Raw genomic sequence first — 19875 nt, 5'->3', positions numbered from 1 at the left:
AACGGCGCCCGCGCGGGCGCCGTTTTCGTTTGGGCTTTAGAGCGCGATCCGATCAGATTGAACCAATCTGATCGGTGAATCGCCCTCTAACTTATTGATAGAGAATGCGTGATCCGATCAGCCTGCGGTGCAGGCTGATCGGCGCATGCCCTAGCGCGCCATCTGCATGGAGCCGGTCTCCCGCGCCCGCACATGCCAGGAGAGCGCCTCCTCCAGCACATGGGGCGTGTGGCCGCCGCGGGCGAGCGCGCGGGCATAATAGTCTTCCAGCGCATCGCGATAGAGCGGGTGCACGCAATTGGCCAGGATCACCCGCGCCCGCTCGCGCGGCGCCAGTTCCCGCAGATCCGCCAGACCCACCTCGGTCACCACGATGTCCACGTCATGCTCGGTATGGTCCACATGGGAGACCATGGGCACCACCGAGGAGAGCGCCCCGCTTTTGGCGATGGACTTGGTGACGAAGACGGAGAGATAGCCGTTGCGGGCGAAATCCCCCGAGCCGCCAATGCCGTTCATCATGTGGGTGCCGCCCACATGGGTGGAATTGACGTTGCCGTAGAGGTCGAACTCCAGCGCCGTATTGATGCCGATCACCCCCAGCCGGCGGATGATCTCCGGATGGTTGGAAATCTCCTGCGGCCGCAGGATCAGGCGCGGCTTGTAGCGGGTGATCTGCGGCATCACCACGTCATGCTTGGCCTTGGACAGGGTGATGGAGGAGCCGGAGGCGAAGTTCAGCTTGCCGGCGTCGAACAGGTCGAAGGTGGAATCCTGGAGCACCTCCGAATACATGGTCAAATCGTAGAACGGGCTCTCGATGAAGCCGTGCATCACCGCATTGGCGATGGTGCCGATGCCCGCCTGGAGGGGCTGAAGGCGGTGGGTGAGGCGCCCGCGCTTCACCTCATTGTCGAGGAAGTCCATGAGATGGCCGGCAATGGCGGCGGTCTCCGGGTCCGGCGGCAGGACGGTGGAGGCCGAATCCAGCTTGGCGGTCACCACGATGGCGGCGATCTTCTCCGGCGGGATCGGGATGAAGGGCAGGCCCACCCGGCTTTCCGGGGCCACCACCGGAATGGGCTCACGGAACGGCCGGCGGGTGGGAATATAGATGTCGTGCAGCCCCTCCAGCTCCACCGGCTGGGTGAGGTTGATCTCCACGATGACCTTCTCGGCGAGGATTGCGAAGGTGGCCGAGTTGCCCACCGAGGTGGTGGGGATGATGCCGCCCTGGGCGGTGATGGCCACCGCCTCCACCACCGCCACGTCGATGGGGCCGAGTTGGTGGGTGCGCAGATGCTCCACCGTCTCGGACAGATGCTGGTCGATGAACATCACCTCGCCGGCATTGATGGCCTTGCGCAGATAGCTGTCCGACTGGAACGGGATGCGGCGGGCGAGCACATGGGCCTCGGCCAGCTGCTTGTCCAAGTCGTTGCCCAGCGAGGCGCCGGTGACGAGGGTGATCTTGAAGGGCTCGCGCTTCGCCCGCTCCGCCAGCGCCAAGGGCACAGCCTTCGCCTCTCCCGCGCGGGTGAAGCCGCTCATGCCCACGATCATGCCGTCCTTGATGTGGGATGCGGCCTCCTCGGCGCTCACCACCTTGTCCTGGAGGGAGGCGAGACGGATACGGTCATGCGGCATGAAGCAGGGTCCTTAGGTCCGATGCAGCGGGAAGCAAGGCATAAGCGCATGGGCGCGCACAGCCTGGAATTCTCCTTAGGTCGGACGGGGCGGGCCGAGCGGCAGCACTGGCGGGCGCCCGACTGATTGGGGGGAAGCCTTGCGCAACAAGGCGCGGCGCGCCATCTGCGGTACAAGAAAGCGTGACGGCGCGGCCAGTTCTGCGCAAAGGCGGACCGTGCTATGCGAACCGCGCAACCGAGGGAGAGGATGATTTGCCTCAGGAGGGGAGATTGGACCGGCGCGGCGTGCTCGCGCTCCTGGCGGGCGCAGCGGCCAGCCCGCTGGTGGCGGCCGGCGCCCATGCCGACGACGCCACCTTGGTCTGCCCCACCGGCAAGGTGGAGGTGATCGCCCATCGCGGCTTTGCCCAGATGGCGCCGGAGAACACGCTGGCCGCCTTCTCCCAGGCCCTCGACCTTGGCTACCACTCCCTGGAATTCGACCTGCGGCTCACCAAGGACGGCGTGCCCGTGGTGCTCCATGACGCCACCCTCGAGCGGACCACGGACGGCACCGGCGCCGTGGCGGATCTCGTGCTCGCCGACATCACCGGGCTGAATGCCGCCGCGGGCCGGCCCAATTGGCCGCCCCAGCGCATTCCCCTGTTCGAGCAAGTGGTGGCGCTGGCCAAGCCTCGGGGCGCGCGCCTTTATGCCGAGATCAAGCAGCCCGCGACATCCGCCGGCATTGCCGAGATGGTGCGGGTGGTGCGGGACGCCGGGCTTGAGGCCCAGACCTGCTTCTGCTCCTTCCAGCTCGATTATCTGCGCACCGTGCGGGGAGAAAGCGAAACGGTCGCGCTGGGGCTGATCGGCTCTGACATCGGCGACCTCCCCGCCTTCGCGGAACTTTCCGGCGACCGCACCATGATGCTGCGGCGTCGCCACCTGCTGGAGAATGAAGGCTGGGTGGACGCCTGCCGCGCCACCGGGACCGATGTCTCCGCCTGGCTGGTGGCCTCCCAAAGCCAGGTGCGCGCTTTGGCGCGGGCGGATGTCTACCGCATCACCTGCGACCGCCCCGTGGTGGCGCCGGACCGCGCCTGCTGAGGCGACGCATCGCTCAGGCGCGGATCGCCACCGGCAGGCCCTTGGCATCCCGCTCCGGCGGGTCGGGAAAAGACAGCGCGACGCCGGTGCCGATGCGCCAGGCCGTCCAGGCGCAGGCGGCGGCGTCCACCAAATCGTCCCAGCCCATGCGCCAACGCCGCGCCGTGTCCTGGGTGAGATCGGCCACGGGAAAGCCCGCCTGCGCAAGGCGCTCCCGCCGGAAGGCGAGACCGTCCGCGCTGATGCGCCCCTTCACCTTCTTCGCCACGGGCACGGGCCCGCCCAGCATGGTGCGGAAGCTCACCTCGGGATGACATTCCCACAAGCGGGGCAACAGATCCGGCCGGCGCTGGAGCAGAAGGTCGATCTCGCGGATTTTGGGAAAGATGGCAAAGCACTGCTTGGAGATGGAACGGGGCGGCTCCGAGGTCGCCCGGGCCACCGTGCAGGCATGGCGATAGCGCTCCAGGTCGGGGATCGTCTCGTCCGTGCCGGCCTCCACCGCCGCCCGCGACGGCACCGAGAAGACCGAGGACTGGCGCTGCCCCAGCAGCGGGCGCACCGCCCGCTCCGCCTCACGCCCGCCGGGAAAACTGCGCTCCGGCAGGCCGATGGGCATATCCACGGCGGCAAAGCCCTCCGGCCCCAGATGCGCCATGGCCGCCTCCACTGTCGGCAGGCGCAGGATGTCGAGCCCTTGCGCCCCGTCCCAATAAAGACACGCCCAGCCGCCCGGGCACCCGTCCATCCCCAGGAACCGCATATTCTTCTCCTCCCGCCCGACCAAAGGCCCGCTTCCCTCTCGCCCCGCTTCCCTCTTGCGTCGCATCGCTCTAGCTTTGCACCGCAACAACCTCTGGGGAGAGCCCAAATGACCATCCGCCCGCGCCGCAGCGTCCTTTATATGCCCGGCTCCAATGCCCGCGCGCTGGAAAAGGCACGCACCTTGCCGGCGGATGGCGTGATCCTCGACCTGGAGGACGCGGTCGCTCCCGATGCCAAGCTGGAGGCCCGCACCCGCGTGGTGGAGACGGTGAAGGCCGGCGGCTTCGGCCCCCGCGAGGTGGTGATCCGCGTCAACGGGCTGGACACCCCCTGGGGCAGCGACGACATCGAGGCGGCCGCCTCCGCCCGTCCCGATGCCATCCTCATCCCCAAGGTGCAGGATCCCGAGCAGCTCGTCACCGTCGGCCGCCGCCTGGAGGCGCTGGGCGTGCCGGCGGAGACCCGCGTGTGGGCGATGATCGAGACCCCGCTCGCCATCTTCGCCGTGAAGGACATCGCCGCCGCCGCGCGCGACCCCATCACCCGCCTCGCCGTCTTCGTGATGGGCACCAATGACCTGGCCAAGGAAACCCGCGCCGCCCTCATTCCCGGCCGCGCGCCCATGTATCCCTGGCTGACCCTGTCGGTGGCCGCCGCCCATGCCTATGGCATCGACGTGCTCGACGGCGTGTGGAACCAGTTCCAGGATATGGAGGGCTTCGCAGCCGAGTGCCAGCAGGGCGTGGAACTGGGCATGGACGGCAAGACGCTCATCCACCCCGCCCAGATCGAGCCCTGCAACACCGCCTTCAGCCCGCCGGAGGCGGAGGTCACCCGTGCCCGCACCATCATCGCCGCCTTCGACCAGCCGGAAAATGCCGGCAAGGGCGTGATCCAGCTGGATGGCCGCATGGTGGAGCGGATGCATGCGGACATGGCGCGCCGCACCGTCTCGCTCGCCGACGCCATCGCCGCGCGCGCTTGAGCCATGGCGCTCTCCATCGTCATGCTGGCCTATCCCGGCATGACGCAGCTCGACCTGACCGGACCGTTCGAGGTGCTCGCCCGCCTGCCCGACGCGAAGGTGCATCTGGCCTGGACCTCCACCCGGGCCATCACCGACGCGGCGGGGCTCACCTTGACCCCGACCATCAAGTTCGGCCACCTGGACCGCTGCGACGTGCTGTTCGTGCCGGGCGGGCCGGGCCAGGTGAAGCTCATGGCCGACGAGACGGTCCTGCGTTTCCTGCGTTACATGGCGCAGGAGGCGCGGATCATCGCGGCGGTGAGCACGGGCTCGCTTCTGCTGGGCGCGGCGGGCCTTCTGAAGGGCCATCGCGCCGCGTGCCACTGGCTCTCGGCCGGGCAATTGCCCCTCCTGGGCGCCCTGCCCTCCCCCGAACGGGTGGTGCAGGACGGCAACCGGGTGACGGGGGCCGGATCGAGCGCCGGTCTCGATGTGGCGCTGGCCATCGTGTCAGCCCTGGCCGGGGCTGACGAGGCGGGACGCATCGCGCTGGCGCTGGAATATGAAGCCCATCTCGCGCCCATGGACCCGGAGACGCGCCAGCGGCTGGAGGCGGAAATCCGCGCCCGCACGGAGGAATTCCAGATGACCCGGGAAGCCGCCGCGCGCGCCGCCGGGGCAAGGCTTTCCGCCTGAGGGCGGGCGGGTCCAGCCGGCTCCCACTGCGCTCGGAAATGCCCTGGGCAAGAGATCCCCGCCGATGCCGCGCACCGGCGGGGACGGAGCAGGCGGTCCCCCCTGACGGACCGTCCGCGCCAGGATCAGGCGAGGTCCCAGGTCGACTGGCGACCTTCGCCGATGCCATAGATGAGATAGTGGACCAGCGGATCGATGCCGGCCGCCGCCACATCCGTGTAATGGTCGAGATAGCCCTCGGTGTCGAAGGCCTGAGAGGGATCGCGGCCCTCCTTCCAGCCAAAGGTCATGTAGTGCTCCAGCGGGTTGACACCCGCCGCGGCCACATCCGGATTGGCCTGAAGATAATAGCCGACACTGAAATAAGCGTTGGGGTCGCGCCCTTCCGCCTGGCCGTACGTGATCCAGTGCTCATAGGCATTGGCTCCCGCCAGGGCCACGTCCACATTGGCCAGGAGATAGAAGGTGGCGTCGAACGTGCCGGCATTCTGCAGATGGGCGCTGTCGACTACAGGGCGCACCTCGCGGCCCTCATGCATGCCGTACTCCAGATAGTGCTGGAGCGGATCAATGCCCGCCGCCGCCACATCTGGGTTGAGCTTCAGATAAAGCGAGGTGTCGAAGCGGGCGGAGGGGTCATCGCCATTCTTCCAGCCGGTTTCATGGAAATAATCCAGCGGATTGGTCCCGGCCGCCTTCAGCACGGCGTGGTTGGCGAGATAGGCGGTGGTGCTGAACATCCCGTTGGGGTCCAGCCCCGCCTTCCAGCCTACGCTGTCATAATGGTCCCGCGCGGTGAGGCCGGAATTCAGCAGGCTCGGGACATAGCCCGCATACATGAGGTCGTTGACCAGGGAATCGTCATCCAGCAGTAGCGTGCCGTCGGCGAACTGCAGGGCCTCGATATTGCTCAGATAATCGGTGCTCTGGATGCCCGAGATCATCGTCTGGGCGCCATAGGCATTTTGAGCGTAGTTCTTGAAGCCCCACTGGAATTGCAGGGTGTCGTTGCCCGCGCCGCCATCCACCACATTGATGCCGCGCCCGCTGACGAAGACCGTGTCGCCCTCGTCGCCCGTGAGCGTGTCATTGCCGTCGCCGGTCACCACGCGGCCGAAGCTCATGAGAGGCGTGATGGTGGTGGCGACGCCGGCGATGGTGGCTTCGTGGCCGGAGAGATCGACCATCGTGTCGGAGGTCACCGCCGCCGCATTGAGCGTGTGGGCGCCGACCTCGGTGCTCGACAGCACCGTGCGACCGGCATCCTCGGCGCCGAGGCGGCCGTAATCGTCCGTATAGATGAAGGTCTCGCCGAAGGTCGGGGCATCGCCGATCAGCGAAAGACCGGCTTCAATATAGACGTAGGCAGCCGTGTTGTTGGTGACCGAGAGGATCCAGTCGCCCGAGGTGGAGATCTGCCCCCAGCTTCGCGTCGTGTCGAAGGTGTAGGACAGATCCTTCAGTCCGATGGAGGTGAACGGCGCATAGAGAGACGGGTCCATGAACAGGTTCGATGTGCCATCCGGCGCGATCAGGCTGACGGACAGGTCCTGCAACTCGCCGTTCGGCGCGCGCACATGCAGCGAAAGAAAAGCGTGCTGCACCCGGATGACATCCTCGAACCTGACCGTCAGGTTCACGCTTTCGCCACCGGCGAGGCTGACCTCGCCATTGGAGAACGCAGCTGAAGGCCGGGCGGCATTGTCGAAGGTGCTCTGCTTGGTCCAGGTCTCAGCCAGGCGAACCGCGGCATGGGCATCCACCAAGCCGAAGCCGAGATCGTTGTTGAACAAGAGGCCGCCGCCGTTCCAGTCGCCCGCGCCATTCTCCTGCCACGTGGCCACCTGCGCCGGGTTCTTGGCGCTGTAGGCGAGGATTTCCTGCACATCCCGGTAGCCAAGGTTGGGATTGGCCTCGAGCATCAAGGCCACCACGCCCGAGACGATGGGCGCGGCTGCGGAGGTGCCGCTGAAGCCGGTGCTTCCTTCCCCGCTGACATTCGTATAGTCGCCGTCTTCCCGGATATTGTAGCCGGCGGTCCCCGTCAGGTCCGTAGTGACAATGCTGGGGATCGTGTTTGCCGTTCCATCCGGGGTGTTTCCGCTGCCCGGGGCGGCCACCAGCACGCTGGCACCGGGCGTCGAATAGCTCGCCACCGTGCCGTCCGCATTGGCAGCGGCCACAAGAATCGTGAAGGGCGAGGAGCCCGTCACCTCCAGGGTCGTATGCTCATTCTCCAGGCGCCCGTTGCCGGCGGAGAAGACGGAGACCGTCCCCAATCCCTCGCGCCCCAGCTGCGCCAGGTTCAGGGTGGCAGTGTTGAAGACCCGCTGCAGCTCCGCCCCGGCAAACAAGATGTTCTCGGGAACACCCCAGCTGTTGGAGCTGACGTCAACGCCCTCCAGAAGCATGCGGCTGGAGGCCTTGATGAAATTGTTGAGAAGGGAGCTGCCGTCGGCGTCGCTGGTATAGCCGATGGCGGTCGCCTCATAGGCAACGCCCAGCCCTCCCACGCCATTGTTCGCCGCCACGATGAGGCCCGTGGTGGCCGTGCCATGCGTCCCCAGAAATTGGCCGGGCGTGTTGGTGACGAGGTTGTAGGACCGGTCCGCCAGATAGTTCTGCTTCAGATCCGGGTGATCGGCCTCGAAGCCGTCATCCAGGACGCCGACCACGACGCCCTTGCCGGTGTAATTGGGCCATACGCCGGTGACATTGATGTCGTTGCGATAGGCCCCTGGCGCCTGCGGCAGGCCCATGATGTCCTGCCCGGTATTGAGCAGATGCCACTGGTATTCGAATAACGGATCCCAAAACCCATAGGACGTGGCCATGCCGACACTCCCCACCGAACGCGCAAGGCAATTCACTCTGCGTCATTCTTCGGCCAGGCAAATAACTCCTGTCAATGAAAGACTAGGTCACAAATGAAATGATGAATATCGCCTCGGCAAAGTTACGTATTATTTCAAATCCTATTTCCCTTACCGGCAGACAGGTCTTCGCAAGACCACAGCGCCCGGCCCGCCGCGGTCCGCGCGCCGGTTGAGGCTGGCGCGCACCGTGGCTGGACAGGGTCCCCGCTATGGCGTGTCTGGGGTCCTTTGGCTGGGTCTTCAGGCGAGATCCCAAGTCGACTGGCGACCTTCGCCGATGCCATAGACGAGGTAGTGGACCAGCGGATCGATGCCGGCCGCCGCCACGTCCGTGTAATGGTCGAGATAGCCCTCGGTGTCGAAGGCCTGAGAGGGATCGCGCCCCTCCTTCCAGCCGAAGGTCATGTAGTGCTCCAGCGGGTTGACACCCGCCGCCGCCACATCCGAATTGGCGGAGAGGTAATAGCTCACATCGAAATAGGCGTTGGGGTCGCGCCCTTCCTTCTGGCCGTATGTGATCCAGTGCTCATATGCATTGGCCCCGGCCAGCGCCACATCCTCATTGACCAGGAGGTAGAAGGTGGCGTCGAACGTGCCCGCATTCTGCAGATGGGCGCTGTCGACCACGGGGCGCACCTCCCGGCCCTCATGCATGCCGTATTCCAGATAGTGCTGGAGCGGATCGACGCCCGCCGACGCCACATCGGGATTGAGCTTCAGATAAAGCGAGGTGTCGAAGCGGGCGGAGGGGTCATCGCCATTCTTCCAGCCGGTCTCATGGAAATAATCGAGCGGGTTGGTCCCGGCCGCCTTCAAGGCGGCGTGGTTGGCGAGATAGGCGGAGGTGTCGAACACCGCATTGGGGTCCAGCCCCGCCTTCCAGCCCACGCTGTCATAGTGGCTCTCGGCGGTGGTGGCGGAATTCAAAAGGCTCGGCACCTGGCCGGCATAGAAGAGATCGTTGACCAGGGAGTTGCCGTCCAGCGTCAGCGTGCCGTCGGCGAACTGGATCGCGGCGATGTCGGTGGCATAATCGACGCTGTCCGCACCGACGATCACCGTCTGGATGCCATAAGCGGTCTGGCTATAGGCCTTGAAGTCCCACAGGACTTGCAGCGTATCGTGGCCACCGCCGCCATCGACGCTGTTGATGCCGCGGCCGGTGAAGAAGACGGTGTCCCCCTCGTCGCCCGTGAGCGTGTCATTGCCATCGCCCGTCACCACGCGGGCAAAGCTCATGTCCGGCGCGAACGACGTGGCGACGCCGGCGATGGTGGCTTCGTGGCCGGACAGGTCGACCATGGTGTCGGAGGTCACCGCCGCGGCATTCAGCGTGTGGGGACCGGCCTGCGTGCTGGAGAGGATGGCCCGATCGGCATCCTCGGCTCCGAGGCGGCCGTAATCGTCGGTATAGATGAAGGTCTCGCCGGGGGTGACGGCGTCGCCCATGACCGTGATCCCCGCTTCCACCTGAATGTCGGCATTGGTGGCCGCATTGGCGATGGTCAGCGTCCAGGTGCCGGAAGTGCTGATTTCGCCCCATTGGTGGACGGAGTCGAAATCGAATTGCAGCTTGGTGCGCTCCGGCGCTGCATAGGGGTTCAGCAGCACGCTCCGGGAGACACCACCGGGCCCGTCGAGGGTCACGGTCACGTCGGTGACCACCGCGCCCGCCATGTTCTCGATGGCCAGATAGCCGGTGACGTGCTGGATGCGAACGGCTGTGTCGAAGTCCACCTCGATCACGCGGGTCTCGCCACTGGCGACGGTGATCGTGGAGCTGAAGGTGTCGGGATCCTCGGTCAACAGCTTGTTGAGCGAAACCATATTGCCGACCACGGACTGCTTCTGCCAGGTCTCCGCCAGGCGTATAGCGGCGTGAGCATCAATCAGCCCGAAGCCGAGTTCGTGATTGTAAAGCAGTCCGCCGCCGTTCCAGTCGGTGGCCGCATTGGTCTGCCAGCTTGCAACACCTTCCGGATTCCGGGCGCTGTAGGCCAGGATCTCCTGGACATCGCGATATCCAAGATTCGGATTGGCTTGCAGCATCAGAGCGACGACGCCCGCCGCAATCGGCGTTGCGGCGGAGGTTCCCGTAAAGCCCGTGCTGCCGCCGCCGAGGACGTTGGTGTAATCGCCGTCCGCGTTCTTGTTGAGGCCGGCGGTTCCCAGCAGGTCCGTGGTCACCACGTTCTCAAGCTCGCGCGCGGGGCCGGAGGTGGAGAAACCGCCGCTCGGCGCGGCAATGAGAACACTCGCACCGGGATTGCTGTAGGACGCCGCCGTGCCGTCCGACAGGGCCGCGCCGACGGTGATGACATAGGCCGAGTTGGTGGTCAGATACTGGTTCGAGTCCGTCCCGGCCGGACGGAAATTGCCGGCCGCGAACAGGGTCACTGTCCCCAGGCCGTCGCGTCCCAGTTCGGCGAGGCTGTTCAGGGACTGGCGGACGAATGACTTCTCGGTCTGGGAGGCATTCCATTCGTCCTGGAACGTCCAGCTGTTGCTGCTGACATCCACCCCCGCCATGAGCATCAGCGTCACCGCCTTGCTGAAGGACAGGATGCTGTTCCCATAACCATAGCCGATGGCCTTGGCATCGAAGGCGACACCGACGCCGCCCAACTGGTTGTCCGCGGCCACGATCAGGCCGGACGTGGACGTTCCGTGCACACCGTCAGCCGTCCCCCAGCTGTTGGTGCCAAAATTGTAGGACAGGTCAGACAGGAAGTTGGGGGCGAGGTCGGGATGGCGGGCCTGGAAGCCGTCGTCGGCCACGCCGACGGTCACCCCCTCGCCCGTATAGTCGGGCCACACGCGTGTGACATTGATGTCATTGCGATAGGCCCCGGCCGCCTGGGGCACCCCCATCAGGTCCTGTCCGGTATTGAGCAGATGCCACTGCGCCGCAAACAGGGGATCGGAAGGAAGATAAGCCCGCGCCATGGTTGCCTCGCTTCCGCCCTTCGTGCTGGGCGGTTTTCTTGAGGCTTTTCTCAGTCATGTGGCTTGGAAGTGTCAATGAAAGCAGGGGTTGAAAATGCAGCTTCGACCCCAACCTTGCCAGCTTTTCTCAACCACATCGCATCCAAATACCTCCTACATCTTGCCAGAATGGAGCGTTTTTACCTCTCCCTTCGTCGCCTGAAGAAGAAACTCATCGTTGCACCGCCTATCGGATGCGCGATTGCACCACCGGCGCGCGCCAGGGCGTCTTCCGCCACGGCGCGCCAACGCACGCGCCGGGCGCGCGCACGCCATTTGCGCGACCCTGCCGCCGGATTATAACCGCACGGTTCCATCCACCCGGCAAAGGCCGCCACATGAAGCTCTATCGCTATCTCACGGGTCCCGACGACAGCGCCTTCTGCAAGCGCGTGAGCGCGGCGCTGAACAAGGGATGGCAGCTTTATGGGGCACCCACCCTCACCTTTGATCCGGTGAAGGGCCGCGTCATCTGCGGCCAGGTGATCGTGAAGGACGTGCCGGGCGACTGGACGGACGACGTCACCCTCTCCGACTACTGAGCCGCCTCGGCCACAGCGGCGTGGAACGTGCGGGCGGTGGGGGGGAGCAGCACCACCGCCACGTCCACGCTGTCACCCACCGTGCTGAACTCCTCCTTCACCGCGCCGGACAGCTTGGCCACGGCCTCGCGGGCCCGCTCCACCGTCCAGTGCGGGTCAAAGCCCAGGTGCAGCTCCACCAGCATCTTGCCGCCATGCTGGCGGGTGCGGATGTCGCCCAGTTCCTCGAACTCGTCGAAATGGGAGGTCAGCGCCTTCAGGATGCGCAGCTGCCCGGCCTCCCCGATCGCCTGGTCGAGCAGGGAGCCGAGGGAGTTCGTCAGCATCTCGAAGATGTTGAACACCATCAGCCCGATCACCAGGAAGGAGGCGATGGGGTCGAGATAGGCCACCCATTCGATGTGGTGGAAGGTGGAGGTGATGACCGTCACGCAGAAGACGGAGCCGGACGACACCGCCGAGACCAGATGCACCCGCGCCTGCGCGGCCAGCACCGGCGAGCGGGTCTCGCGGGCGAGGCGCGTCGCCTTGCGGTTGAGAAAGACGTTGCCCGCCACGGCGGCGGCGGTCACGGCAAGGCCAAGCATGGCCCCGCTCACCGCTTCCGGGTGCATGAGGCTGGAGACCGCCCGCACACTGGCGATGATGACCAGGATCACCTGAAGCATGGCGATCATCAGCTCGGCGAGGTTTTCCAGCTTGCCGAGGCCATAGGCATAGCGTTCCCCCGGGCCCTTATGGGCGATGCGCAGCACCAGCCAGCAGGCGGTCAGCGACGTCAGGTCGAAGGAGGTGGCCAGAAGGTCGGTGAGCACCGCTGCCGAATTGGTCAGCGACGCCGCCAGGATATAGAAGGGAAACAGGCAGATGACGAAGATCATCGCCTGGAACGACAATTGCTGGCTCGTAGAACCCTTCACCCCCACCCCCTCTCCCGGGTCGCGCGCCTGGACAGACGCCCGCTCCCGTTACCACCCCTCCCACGCCAAGCCCCATGTGGCGCGCCGGGGCCTGTCCCGTCAAGGCGTGCGGAAGCCGCCCTGTTGCGTTGCACCTTGGCCATGGTCCAACATGCCACAAAGCGCGCGAGGGGCTCCATGACGAAAACCAGTTCCGGCAACTTCTTCGAGGATTTTTCCGTCGGCCAGGTGATCCGGCACGCCACGCCGCGCACCCTCACGTCGGGTGATGTGAGCCTCTACAGCGCGCTCTATGGATCACGCTTCGCGGTGCAGTCCGCCGACAGCTTCGCCCAGGCGCTGGGCTATCCCCGCGCGCCGGTGGATGACCTGCTGGTGTTCCATGTGGTGTTCGGCAAGACGGTGCCGGACATCTCCCTGAACGCGGTGGCCAATCTCGGCTATGCGGGCGGGCGCTTCCTTGCCCCGGTCTATCCCGGCGACACGCTGCATGCGGTTTCCGAGGTGATCGGGCTGCGGGAGAATTCCAACGGCCAGAGCGGCGTCGTCTATGTGCGCTCCACCGGCTTCAACCAGGACGGCGTCGAGGTGCTCGACTATGTGCGCTGGGTGATGGTGCGCAAGCGCGATCCCAAGACCCCGGCGGTGGAGGCCGTGGTGCCCAAGCTGCCCGCGGCCCTTGCCCCCGACGCCCTCGGCGATGCGGTGCCGCCCCTGGATGCCTCCGAATGGCGGGACGACCTGTCCGGCTCGCCCTATCGCTTCGGCGATTATGAGGTGGGCGAGAAGATCGACCATGTGGACGGCATGACGGTGGAGGAGGCGGAGCACATGATCGCCACCCGCCTCTACCAGAACACGGCGAAGGTGCATTTCAACCAGTTCACCGAAGGCCAGGGCCGCTTCGGCCGCCGGCTGATCTATGGCGGGCACGTCATTTCCATCGCCCGCGCCCTGTCCTTCAACGGGCTGGCCAATGCCTTCCACGTGGCCGCCATCAATGGCGGGCGCCATGTCTCGCCGCTCTTTGCCGGGCTGACTGTGTTCGCCTGGAGCGAGATCCTCGACAAGGCGGAGATTTCCGGCCGCGACGATGTGGGCGCGCTGCGCGTGCGCACCATCGCCACCAAGGACCGCCCTTGCGCCGATTTCCCCCTGAAGACGGGGGAGGAGTACGACCCGAGCGTGATCCTCGACCTCGACTACTGGGTCTTGCTGCCCCGCTGAGCATCGGCGGACGCGGGCTTGGGCGCCGGGCCACTGGCCGTCCCCTTGGCGGGGGCCGGCTTGCCCGTGGTGCGCTTCGCCGGGGGCGGCGGGACGGGGTCCTGCCCCGGCAGCGCGAAGCGTGAGAAGAAGGCCAGCGAGGCCTCGCCCATGTCCATGTCCCGGCTGCGCAGGCCGAGCACGGAGGAGGCGAGGTCCGGCTTGGTGCGCACGCGGGCGGGCGACTGGTGCCCGCCGCCGTCCACCTTGTAGAGCCGCACCTCGGCGCCGCCCTCGCAATTGGTCCAGGTCTGGAGCGAGATGCTGGTGCCGTCGAGGGGATCGCGATCGGTCAGCGGCTCGGTCTTCGTCTGCGCGCACCGATCGAGGGCGGCATAGAGCAAGGCGCTGTCGGGCGCGGACAGGGTGGCGCCCAGCGGCGTCCAGAAGCCGAACCAGCCGATCACCGAATCCGCCGTCCCATGCACGAACATGATGGGCACCGGCCGGGCCGGGGCGCATTCCTCGCGATAATTGGCGGGGGCGGTCGCCATGGTGACGGCGAAGGCGGCGAACAGGTTGGCATATTCGCAGGCCATGCGCTCCACCATGAAGCCGCCATTGGAGATGCCAAGCAGATAGATGCGCCGGGGATCGGCGATGCCCTCCTGCACCAGGCGATGCACCAGGAGAATGAGGAAGGGCACGTCGTCGCCGGGCGTCAGCAGGGCCTTGAGGCGCATGGCGGCCGGGCGCCCATCATTCCAGACCCGCCCGATGCCCTGGGGATAGACCGTGACCACGCCCTGCGGCGTGGCGGAGGCATCGAGCCCCAGATAGTCGCGGAAGCTCTGGGACGACTGCCCGGCGGCGTGGAGGGCGATGACGGTGGGCGCGGGCGCGGTGATCCCGGGCGGCCGGGAGATCAGATAGGTGCGGTCCTCCCGCCCCACCTGGATGTGCTCCTCCGCCGGGTCGGACGTTGCAGGATTTGCGTTGGCGGCATCGGAACCGGCCGGCTGCGCCTGCGCAAGGGCCGGAGGCGCGGCGCCGCAGGCAACCACCAGAAGGACGAGGACCGCGAACAGGCGGGCCCCTGCCCGCCAGAGACTCACGGCGGCCGGAGCGCGCCGGTCCAGCGAGTCGGCCATCTGACGTTGCGACTCCTGCGCGGCTACGGTCTCAATCACAGCGATCCATTCCCCGGCTGACGGCGCCGACTCATGCCGAGTGGACAGCATGTCGCAGAAATTGTGCCCCCGGCTGTTGCGCGCAAGCCACATTCGCAAGGCGGAATGAAGGCAGCCACAAGGCAGGCTCGTAGATTTGATCTATCTCAAACTTTCCCACGGCCAAGCCGGACAACTCTCCCGCAGTCACATTGCACAAAGGGACTGGGACATGGCTACGAAGGGCTTCTGGGGGCGGATCGGCCTTTTCGCCGCGACGATGATGACGGCGGCTTTCGCGACCGCTGCGAGCGCGGCGGATCTGTCGCCGGTGGTGAAGGCTCCGGTGCAGCCGGTGACCGAGCCGAGCCCGTGGATGATCCGCCTGCGCGCGCTCGGCGTGCTGCCCATGAATGGCGGTAACGTCCAGGGCGTGGCCGGCTCCAACCTGTCCTATTCCAACTCCATCACGCCGGAACTGGACATCTCCTACTTCCTGACCAAGAACGTGGCCCTCGAACTGATCCTGGGCACCACCAAGAGCAGCATCTACGGCCAGGATTCCATCTCCAGCCTGGGCAAGATCGGCAGCACCTGGATCCTGCCGCCCACGCTGACCCTGCAGTATCACTTCACGGAGATGGGCGCGTTCAAGCCGTATGTGGGCTTCGGCGTGAACTACACCTTCTTCTACAACACCAGCACCACCAACTCGGTCACCTCCCTCAGCCTCCAGAACACCTGGGGCTGGGCGCTGCAGGCCGGCTTCGACTACATGTTCGACAAGCACTGGGGCATCAACGTCGACGTGAAGAAGATCTTCCTCACCCCGAGCTTCGACGTGGGCGTGGGCGCCGCCACCCTGCCGGGCCAGGCCGACCTGAACCCCTGGCTGGTCGCCGCCGGTGTGACCTATCGCTTCTGATCCCGCGCCAACGCAGGATCGACAGTCAGGGGCGCGGACCTGGGTCCGCGCCCCTTTTTGCGTTCGGAGCGATGGGCGGTCGCCGCGCGGAAAGACCGGCGCGGAACGCGCGGCTCACAGCCCGGACCCGCGCGGTTTTCTCTACCTTTTTCCCGCGGTGCGGCATAAAGGTGCAGTCCGATCCATACTGTGCTTTGGAATCGTTGCGAACTGGCGACGATTGAGATACCTGATCGGTCGATTTTCGGAGGAGGCCCATGGCCGACAGCCCCACGCGCGTCACGCGCCCGCTATCGCCCCACCTGCAGATCTATACGCCGCTGTTCACGATGATGATGTCCATCGTGCACCGCATCACCGGTGGCGCCCTTTATTTTGGCACCGTCATCCTGGTGTGGTGGCTGCTGGCGGCGGCAACCTCGCCGGGGGCCTATGCCACCTTCTCGGGGCTGGCCGGGTCCTGGCTCGGCATGCTGATCCTGTTCGGCTTCACCTGGGCGCTCCTGCACCATGCCCTCGGCGGCATCCGTCACTTCCTGTGGGACTTCCTCATCGGCTTCGGTGCCAATGAGCGGGTCCTGCTGGCCAAGGCCACTTTGGCCGGCTCGGTGGCGCTGACGCTGCTGATCTGGATCATCGGCCTGGCCGTAAAGGGCTGAGGAGAGAGACATGCACAGCCCCATGCGCACCCCTCTCGGCCGCGTCCGCGGCCTTGGCGCCGCCCGGTCGGGTACGGATCACTTCTTCCTTCAGCGGGTCACCGGCGCCGCCAACCTGCTGCTGATGATCGCCTTCATCTGCATCGTCATCTCGCTGGCGGGCGAAAGCTATGCCACCGCGCGGGCCGCCATCGGCAGCCCCTTCGTGGCCATCGTCCTGCTGCTCACCCTGCTTTCGGTGACCACCCACATGCGCATCGGCATGCAGGTCATCATCGAGGACTATGTCCATGGTGAAGCGATGAAGGTGCTCTGCATCGTCGCCAACACCTTCTTCACGGTCGCGGTCGGTCTCGCCGGCGCGTTTGCCGTGCTCAAGATCAGCCTGGGAGGCTGACGCAATGGCCGAAACCAACGCATCCAACGGCTCAGCCGCCCCCGGCGTGAACGGCGCGGCCTATCCGATCCAGGACCATACCTACGACGTGCTCGTGGTCGGCGCCGGTGGCGCGGGCCTGCGCGCGGTGGTCGGCTGCTCGGAGGCGGGCCTGCGCACCGCCTGCATCACCAAGGTGTTCCCCACCCGCTCGCACACGGTGGCCGCCCAGGGCGGCGTCGCCGCCTCGCTCGCCAATATGGGCGAGGACAAGTGGGAATGGCACATGTACGACACCGTCAAGGGGTCGGACTGGCTCGGCGACCAGGACGCCATCGAATATCTGGTGCGCAATGCGCCGGCCGCCGTCTATGAGCTCGAGCACTGGGGCGTGCCCTTCTCGCGCACCGAGGACGGCAAGATCTACCAGCGCCCCTTCGGCGGCATGACCACGCATTTCGGCAAGGGCACCGCCCAGCGCACCTGCGCCGCCGCCGACCGCACCGGTCACGCCATGCTGCACACGCTCTATGGCGCGGCGCTGAAGCACAAGGCCGAGTTCTTCATCGAATATTTCGCCATCGACCTGATCATGGACGAGGAAGGCCGCTGCCGCGGCGTCGTCGCCCTGAAGCTCGATGACGGCACCATCCACCGCTTCCGCTCCCACCTGACCATCCTCGCCACCGGCGGATATGGCCGCGCCTATTTCTCGGCGACCTCGGCCCATACCTGCACGGGCGACGGCAATGCCATGGTGCTGCGCGCCGGCCTGCCGCTCCAGGACATGGAGTTCGTGCAGTTCCACCCCACCGGCATCTATGGCTCGGGCTGCCTCATCACCGAGGGCTCGCGCGGCGAGGGCGGCTACCTGACCAATTCCGAGGGCGAGCGCTTCATGGAGCGCTATGCCCCCTCGGCCAAGGACCTTGCCTCCCGCGACGTGGTCTCGCGCTCCATGACCATGGAGATCCGCGAAGGCCGGGGCGTGGGCAAGAACAAGGACCACATCTTCCTGCATCTCGACCATCTGGACCCGAAGATCCTGCACGAGCGCCTGCCCGGCATCTCGGAAAGCGCACGCATCTTCGCCGGCGTGGACGTGACGCGCGAGCCGATCCCGGTCATCCCGACCGTGCACTACAATATGGGCGGCATCCCCACCAATTATCACGGTGAGGTGCTGAACAAGGTGCATGGCGACCCGGACAAGGTGGTGCCCGGCCTGATGGCCATCGGCGAGGCCGCCTGCGTCTCCGTGCACGGCGCCAACCGCCTGGGCTCCAACTCGCTCATCGACCTGGTGGTGTTCGGCCGCGCTGCGGCGCTGCGCGCCGCCGAGGTGGTGCAGCCCGGCGAGAAGCATCGCGAGCTGCCCGCCGACAGCGCCGACAAGGCGCTTTCGCGCCTCGACCACTTCCGCAATGCCAAGGGCGACACCCCCACGGCGGAGCTGCGGGCCCGCATGCAGCGGGTGATGCAGAGCAATTGCGCGGTGTTCCGCACCGGCGAAGTGCTGGAGGAAGGGCGCACGCTCATCCACGACGTGTTCTCGGCCACCACCAATATCGGCGTGTCCGACCGCTCGCTGGTCTGGAATTCGGACCTGATCGAGACCCTGGAATATGACAACCTCATTTCCCAGGCGGTGGTGACCATGGAAAGCGCGGCCAACCGCAAGGAAAGCCGTGGCGCCCATGCCCGCGAGGATTATCCGGACCGGGACGACCACAACTGGATGAAGCACACGCTGGCTTACCTGGACACCGCTACGGGCCAGGTGAAGCTCGACGATCGTCCGGTTCACACTTACACCCTGTCGAACGACATCCAGTATATCGAGCCCAAGAAGCGCGTTTACTGAGCGCGCTTCAGACGGCTCTCGCGCGGAGGCGAGCGTGGCGAAGAAGAAGGTGGGCAAGCTGATCCTGGAGCGTCTCAAGACGCTCGAGGACAAGCTCGACCACCTCAACCGTCACCTCGACGCGGTGGTGGAGCGCATGGACGGCCTCGACGATCAGTTGATCGCCGCCAATGCCCGCCTCGCCGCCGCCAATACCGAACTGGCGCGACGCGATGCGCGCCAGGACCGCGAGGAGGAGCGGCGCTTCCGTTCGGATCGCCGCGACCTGCTGGATGATTGAGACCCCTTCTTACGCCCGGCGCAGCCGGCGAGCAGGATGCACCAATGGTTGAGCTCGCACTTCCCAAGAATTCGCAGATCTCCGGCGGAAAGGTGTGGCCGAAGCCCAAGGGCGCGACCAAGGTCACGGAGTTCCGCATCTATCGCTGGAACCCGGACGACGGCAAGAATCCCAGCATCGACACCTATTATGTGGACCGCGACGATTGCGGACCGATGGTGCTCGACGGCCTCATCTACATCAAGAACAAGATCGACCCGACCCTGACCTTCCGGCGCTCCTGCCGCGAGGGCGTGTGCGGGTCCTGCGCCATGAATATCGGCGGCACCAACACTCTGGCCTGCACCAAGGGCATGGACGAGGTGCTGGTGAAGGGCGTGGTCAACGTCTATCCCCTGCCCCACATGCCGGTGGTCAAGGACCTCGTTCCCGACCTCACCCGCTTCTATGCCCAGCACGCCTCCATCGAGCCCTGGCTGCAGACGGACACCGCCGCCCCCGAGAAGGAGTGGCGCCAGTCCAAGGAAGACCGCGAGCGGCTGGACGGCCTCTATGAATGCATCCTGTGCGCCTGCTGCTCCACCTCCTGCCCGAGCTATTGGTGGAACGGCGACCGCTATCTCGGCCCGGCGGCCCTCCTCCAGGCCAATCGCTGGCTGAAGGACAGCCGCGACGAGCGCACCGGTGCCCGGCTCGACAATCTGGAAGACCCCTTCCGGCTCTATCGCTGCCACACCATCATGAACTGCGCCCAGGCTTGCCCGAAGGGCCTCAATCCGGCGAAGGCCATCGCCGAGATCAAGAAGATGATGGTCGAGCGCCAGATCTGAGCGGAACTCACGCTCCTCCGCCTCGGCCAAACCCAGTTCAAAGCGCGCGTGACGCCTGTCACGCGCGTTTTTCGTTG

The 19875-nt window shown here is 66.0% G+C and carries 17 protein-coding genes; 11 read left to right on the top strand and 6 right to left on the bottom strand.

The window, feature by feature from the left end; translation table 11 throughout:
* Positions 1 to 150: 150 nt before the first annotated feature.
* Entirely contained in the window at positions 151 to 1647 is a 1497-nt protein-coding gene (scpC, locus tag PV781_RS18335) for a succinyl-CoA:acetate CoA-transferase ScpC (RefSeq protein WP_274777085.1), read from the bottom strand.
* A gap of 272 nt (positions 1648 to 1919) precedes the next feature.
* On the opposite strand from scpC, the gene PV781_RS18330 reads away from it, so the two are divergent.
* On the top strand, positions 1920 to 2738 hold the full coding sequence (locus PV781_RS18330; protein ID WP_274777084.1) for a glycerophosphodiester phosphodiesterase: 819 nt from the start codon (positions 1920 to 1922) through the stop codon (positions 2736 to 2738).
* 13 nt (positions 2739 to 2751) lie between these two features.
* Here PV781_RS18330 and PV781_RS18325 read toward each other — a convergent pair whose 3' ends face one another.
* Positions 2752 to 3501, bottom strand: coding sequence for a DUF429 domain-containing protein (locus PV781_RS18325; RefSeq protein WP_274777083.1), 750 nt, complete (start codon positions 3499 to 3501; stop codon positions 2752 to 2754).
* 108 nt (positions 3502 to 3609) lie between these two features.
* Here PV781_RS18325 and PV781_RS18320 point away from each other — a divergent pair, with 108 nt between their 5' ends.
* Both PV781_RS18320 and PV781_RS18315 read left to right on the top strand, forming a co-directional pair.
* Positions 3610 to 4488, top strand: coding sequence for an HpcH/HpaI aldolase/citrate lyase family protein (locus tag PV781_RS18320; RefSeq protein ID WP_274777082.1), 879 nt, complete (start codon positions 3610 to 3612; stop codon positions 4486 to 4488).
* Positions 4489 to 4491: 3 nt separating this feature from the next.
* Positions 4492 to 5166, top strand: a complete 675-nt coding sequence (locus PV781_RS18315) for a DJ-1/PfpI family protein (protein WP_274777081.1) — start codon at positions 4492 to 4494, stop codon at positions 5164 to 5166.
* Positions 5167 to 5291: 125 nt separating this feature from the next.
* Here the strand turns inward: PV781_RS18315 and PV781_RS18310 are convergent, their stop codons facing one another.
* Positions 5292 to 8000: a S8 family serine peptidase gene (locus PV781_RS18310; RefSeq protein ID WP_274777080.1), complete on the bottom strand. Its 2709-nt coding sequence runs from the start codon at positions 7998 to 8000 to the stop codon at positions 5292 to 5294.
* 282 nt (positions 8001 to 8282) lie between these two features.
* Entirely contained in the window at positions 8283 to 10988 is a 2706-nt protein-coding gene (locus PV781_RS18305) for a S8 family serine peptidase (RefSeq protein WP_274777079.1), read from the bottom strand.
* Between the two features lie 377 nt (positions 10989 to 11365).
* Here PV781_RS18305 and PV781_RS18300 point away from each other — a divergent pair, with 377 nt between their 5' ends.
* Positions 11366 to 11569 carry a DUF1737 domain-containing protein gene (locus PV781_RS18300; RefSeq protein WP_209101780.1) on the top strand — a complete coding sequence of 68 codons (204 nt, stop codon included), beginning with the start codon at positions 11366 to 11368 and terminating at the stop codon, positions 11567 to 11569.
* On the opposite strand, the gene PV781_RS18295 is transcribed toward PV781_RS18300, so the two are convergent.
* Positions 11563 to 12489, bottom strand: a complete 927-nt coding sequence (locus PV781_RS18295; protein ID WP_274777078.1) for a cation diffusion facilitator family transporter — start codon at positions 12487 to 12489, stop codon at positions 11563 to 11565. The two genes, PV781_RS18300 and PV781_RS18295, sit on opposite strands and share 7 nt — an antisense overlap.
* Before the next feature lie 177 nt (positions 12490 to 12666).
* On the opposite strand from PV781_RS18295, the gene PV781_RS18290 reads away from it, so the two are divergent.
* Positions 12667 to 13716 carry a MaoC family dehydratase gene (locus PV781_RS18290; protein ID WP_274777077.1) on the top strand — a complete coding sequence of 350 codons (1050 nt, stop codon included), beginning with the start codon at positions 12667 to 12669 and terminating at the stop codon, positions 13714 to 13716.
* Here PV781_RS18290 and PV781_RS18285 read toward each other — a convergent pair.
* A complete protein-coding gene (locus tag PV781_RS18285; RefSeq protein WP_274777076.1) occupies positions 13692 to 14846 on the bottom strand; it encodes a CE1 family esterase in 1155 nt (384 codons plus the stop codon). The genes PV781_RS18290 and PV781_RS18285 overlap by 25 nt on opposite strands.
* A gap of 250 nt (positions 14847 to 15096) precedes the next feature.
* On the opposite strand from PV781_RS18285, the gene PV781_RS18280 reads away from it, so the two are divergent.
* The 6 genes from PV781_RS18280 (at position 15097) to PV781_RS18255 (ending at position 19798) form a co-directional block, all read left to right on the top strand.
* Positions 15097 to 15789 carry an OmpW/AlkL family protein gene (locus PV781_RS18280; protein WP_274777075.1) on the top strand — a complete coding sequence of 231 codons (693 nt, stop codon included), beginning with the start codon at positions 15097 to 15099 and terminating at the stop codon, positions 15787 to 15789.
* Positions 15790 to 16046: 257 nt separating this feature from the next.
* Positions 16047 to 16448, top strand: a complete 402-nt coding sequence (gene sdhC, locus PV781_RS18275; RefSeq protein WP_274777074.1) for a succinate dehydrogenase, cytochrome b556 subunit — start codon at positions 16047 to 16049, stop codon at positions 16446 to 16448.
* A 10-nt stretch (positions 16449 to 16458) separates the two neighbouring features.
* The gene (gene sdhD / locus PV781_RS18270) at positions 16459 to 16845 is read left to right on the top strand and encodes a succinate dehydrogenase, hydrophobic membrane anchor protein (protein WP_274777073.1); all 387 of its coding nucleotides are present in this window, start codon (positions 16459 to 16461) and stop codon (positions 16843 to 16845) included.
* Positions 16846 to 16849: 4 nt separating this feature from the next.
* Positions 16850 to 18688, top strand: a complete 1839-nt coding sequence (sdhA, locus tag PV781_RS18265; protein ID WP_274777072.1) for a succinate dehydrogenase flavoprotein subunit — start codon at positions 16850 to 16852, stop codon at positions 18686 to 18688.
* Between the two features lie 34 nt (positions 18689 to 18722).
* A complete protein-coding gene (locus tag PV781_RS18260; protein ID WP_274777071.1) occupies positions 18723 to 18968 on the top strand; it encodes a hypothetical protein in 246 nt (81 codons plus the stop codon).
* 44 nt (positions 18969 to 19012) lie between these two features.
* Positions 19013 to 19798 (top strand): succinate dehydrogenase iron-sulfur subunit, encoded by a 786-nt coding sequence (locus PV781_RS18255; RefSeq protein WP_274777070.1) that lies wholly within the window; start codon positions 19013 to 19015, stop codon positions 19796 to 19798.
* The last annotated feature ends 77 nt before the right edge of the window (positions 19799 to 19875 follow it).

The organism is Aquabacter sediminis, assembly GCF_028863665.1.
In the GTDB taxonomy this organism is placed as follows: domain Bacteria; phylum Pseudomonadota; class Alphaproteobacteria; order Rhizobiales; family Xanthobacteraceae; genus L1I39.
This window is presented reverse-complemented; position numbering and strand designations above follow the sequence as displayed.

Excerpts from the sequence above, each read along its gene's own strand:
- scpC (WP_274777085.1), bottom strand. The coding sequence starts at position 1,647 with ATGCCGCATGACCGTATCCGTCTCGCCTCCCTCCAGGACAAGGTGGTG.
- PV781_RS18325 (WP_274777083.1), bottom strand. The coding sequence starts at position 3,501 with ATGCGGTTCCTGGGGATGGACGGGTGCCCGGGCGGCTGGGCGTGTCTT.
- PV781_RS18320 (WP_274777082.1), top strand. The coding sequence starts at position 3,610 with ATGACCATCCGCCCGCGCCGCAGCGTCCTTTATATGCCCGGCTCCAAT.
- PV781_RS18315 (WP_274777081.1), top strand. The coding sequence starts at position 4,492 with ATGGCGCTCTCCATCGTCATGCTGGCCTATCCCGGCATGACGCAGCTC.
- PV781_RS18310 (WP_274777080.1), bottom strand. The coding sequence starts at position 8,000 with ATGGCCACGTCCTATGGGTTTTGGGATCCGTTATTCGAATACCAGTGG.
- PV781_RS18305 (WP_274777079.1), bottom strand. The coding sequence starts at position 10,988 with ATGGCGCGGGCTTATCTTCCTTCCGATCCCCTGTTTGCGGCGCAGTGG.
- PV781_RS18300 (WP_209101780.1), top strand. The coding sequence starts at position 11,366 with ATGAAGCTCTATCGCTATCTCACGGGTCCCGACGACAGCGCCTTCTGC.
- PV781_RS18290 (WP_274777077.1), top strand. The coding sequence starts at position 12,667 with ATGACGAAAACCAGTTCCGGCAACTTCTTCGAGGATTTTTCCGTCGGC.
- PV781_RS18285 (WP_274777076.1), bottom strand. The coding sequence starts at position 14,846 with ATGGCCGACTCGCTGGACCGGCGCGCTCCGGCCGCCGTGAGTCTCTGG.
- PV781_RS18280 (WP_274777075.1), top strand. The coding sequence starts at position 15,097 with ATGGCTACGAAGGGCTTCTGGGGGCGGATCGGCCTTTTCGCCGCGACG.
- sdhC (WP_274777074.1), top strand. The coding sequence starts at position 16,047 with ATGGCCGACAGCCCCACGCGCGTCACGCGCCCGCTATCGCCCCACCTG.
- sdhD (WP_274777073.1), top strand. The coding sequence starts at position 16,459 with ATGCACAGCCCCATGCGCACCCCTCTCGGCCGCGTCCGCGGCCTTGGC.
- sdhA (WP_274777072.1), top strand. The coding sequence starts at position 16,850 with ATGGCCGAAACCAACGCATCCAACGGCTCAGCCGCCCCCGGCGTGAAC.
- PV781_RS18255 (WP_274777070.1), top strand. The coding sequence starts at position 19,013 with ATGGTTGAGCTCGCACTTCCCAAGAATTCGCAGATCTCCGGCGGAAAG.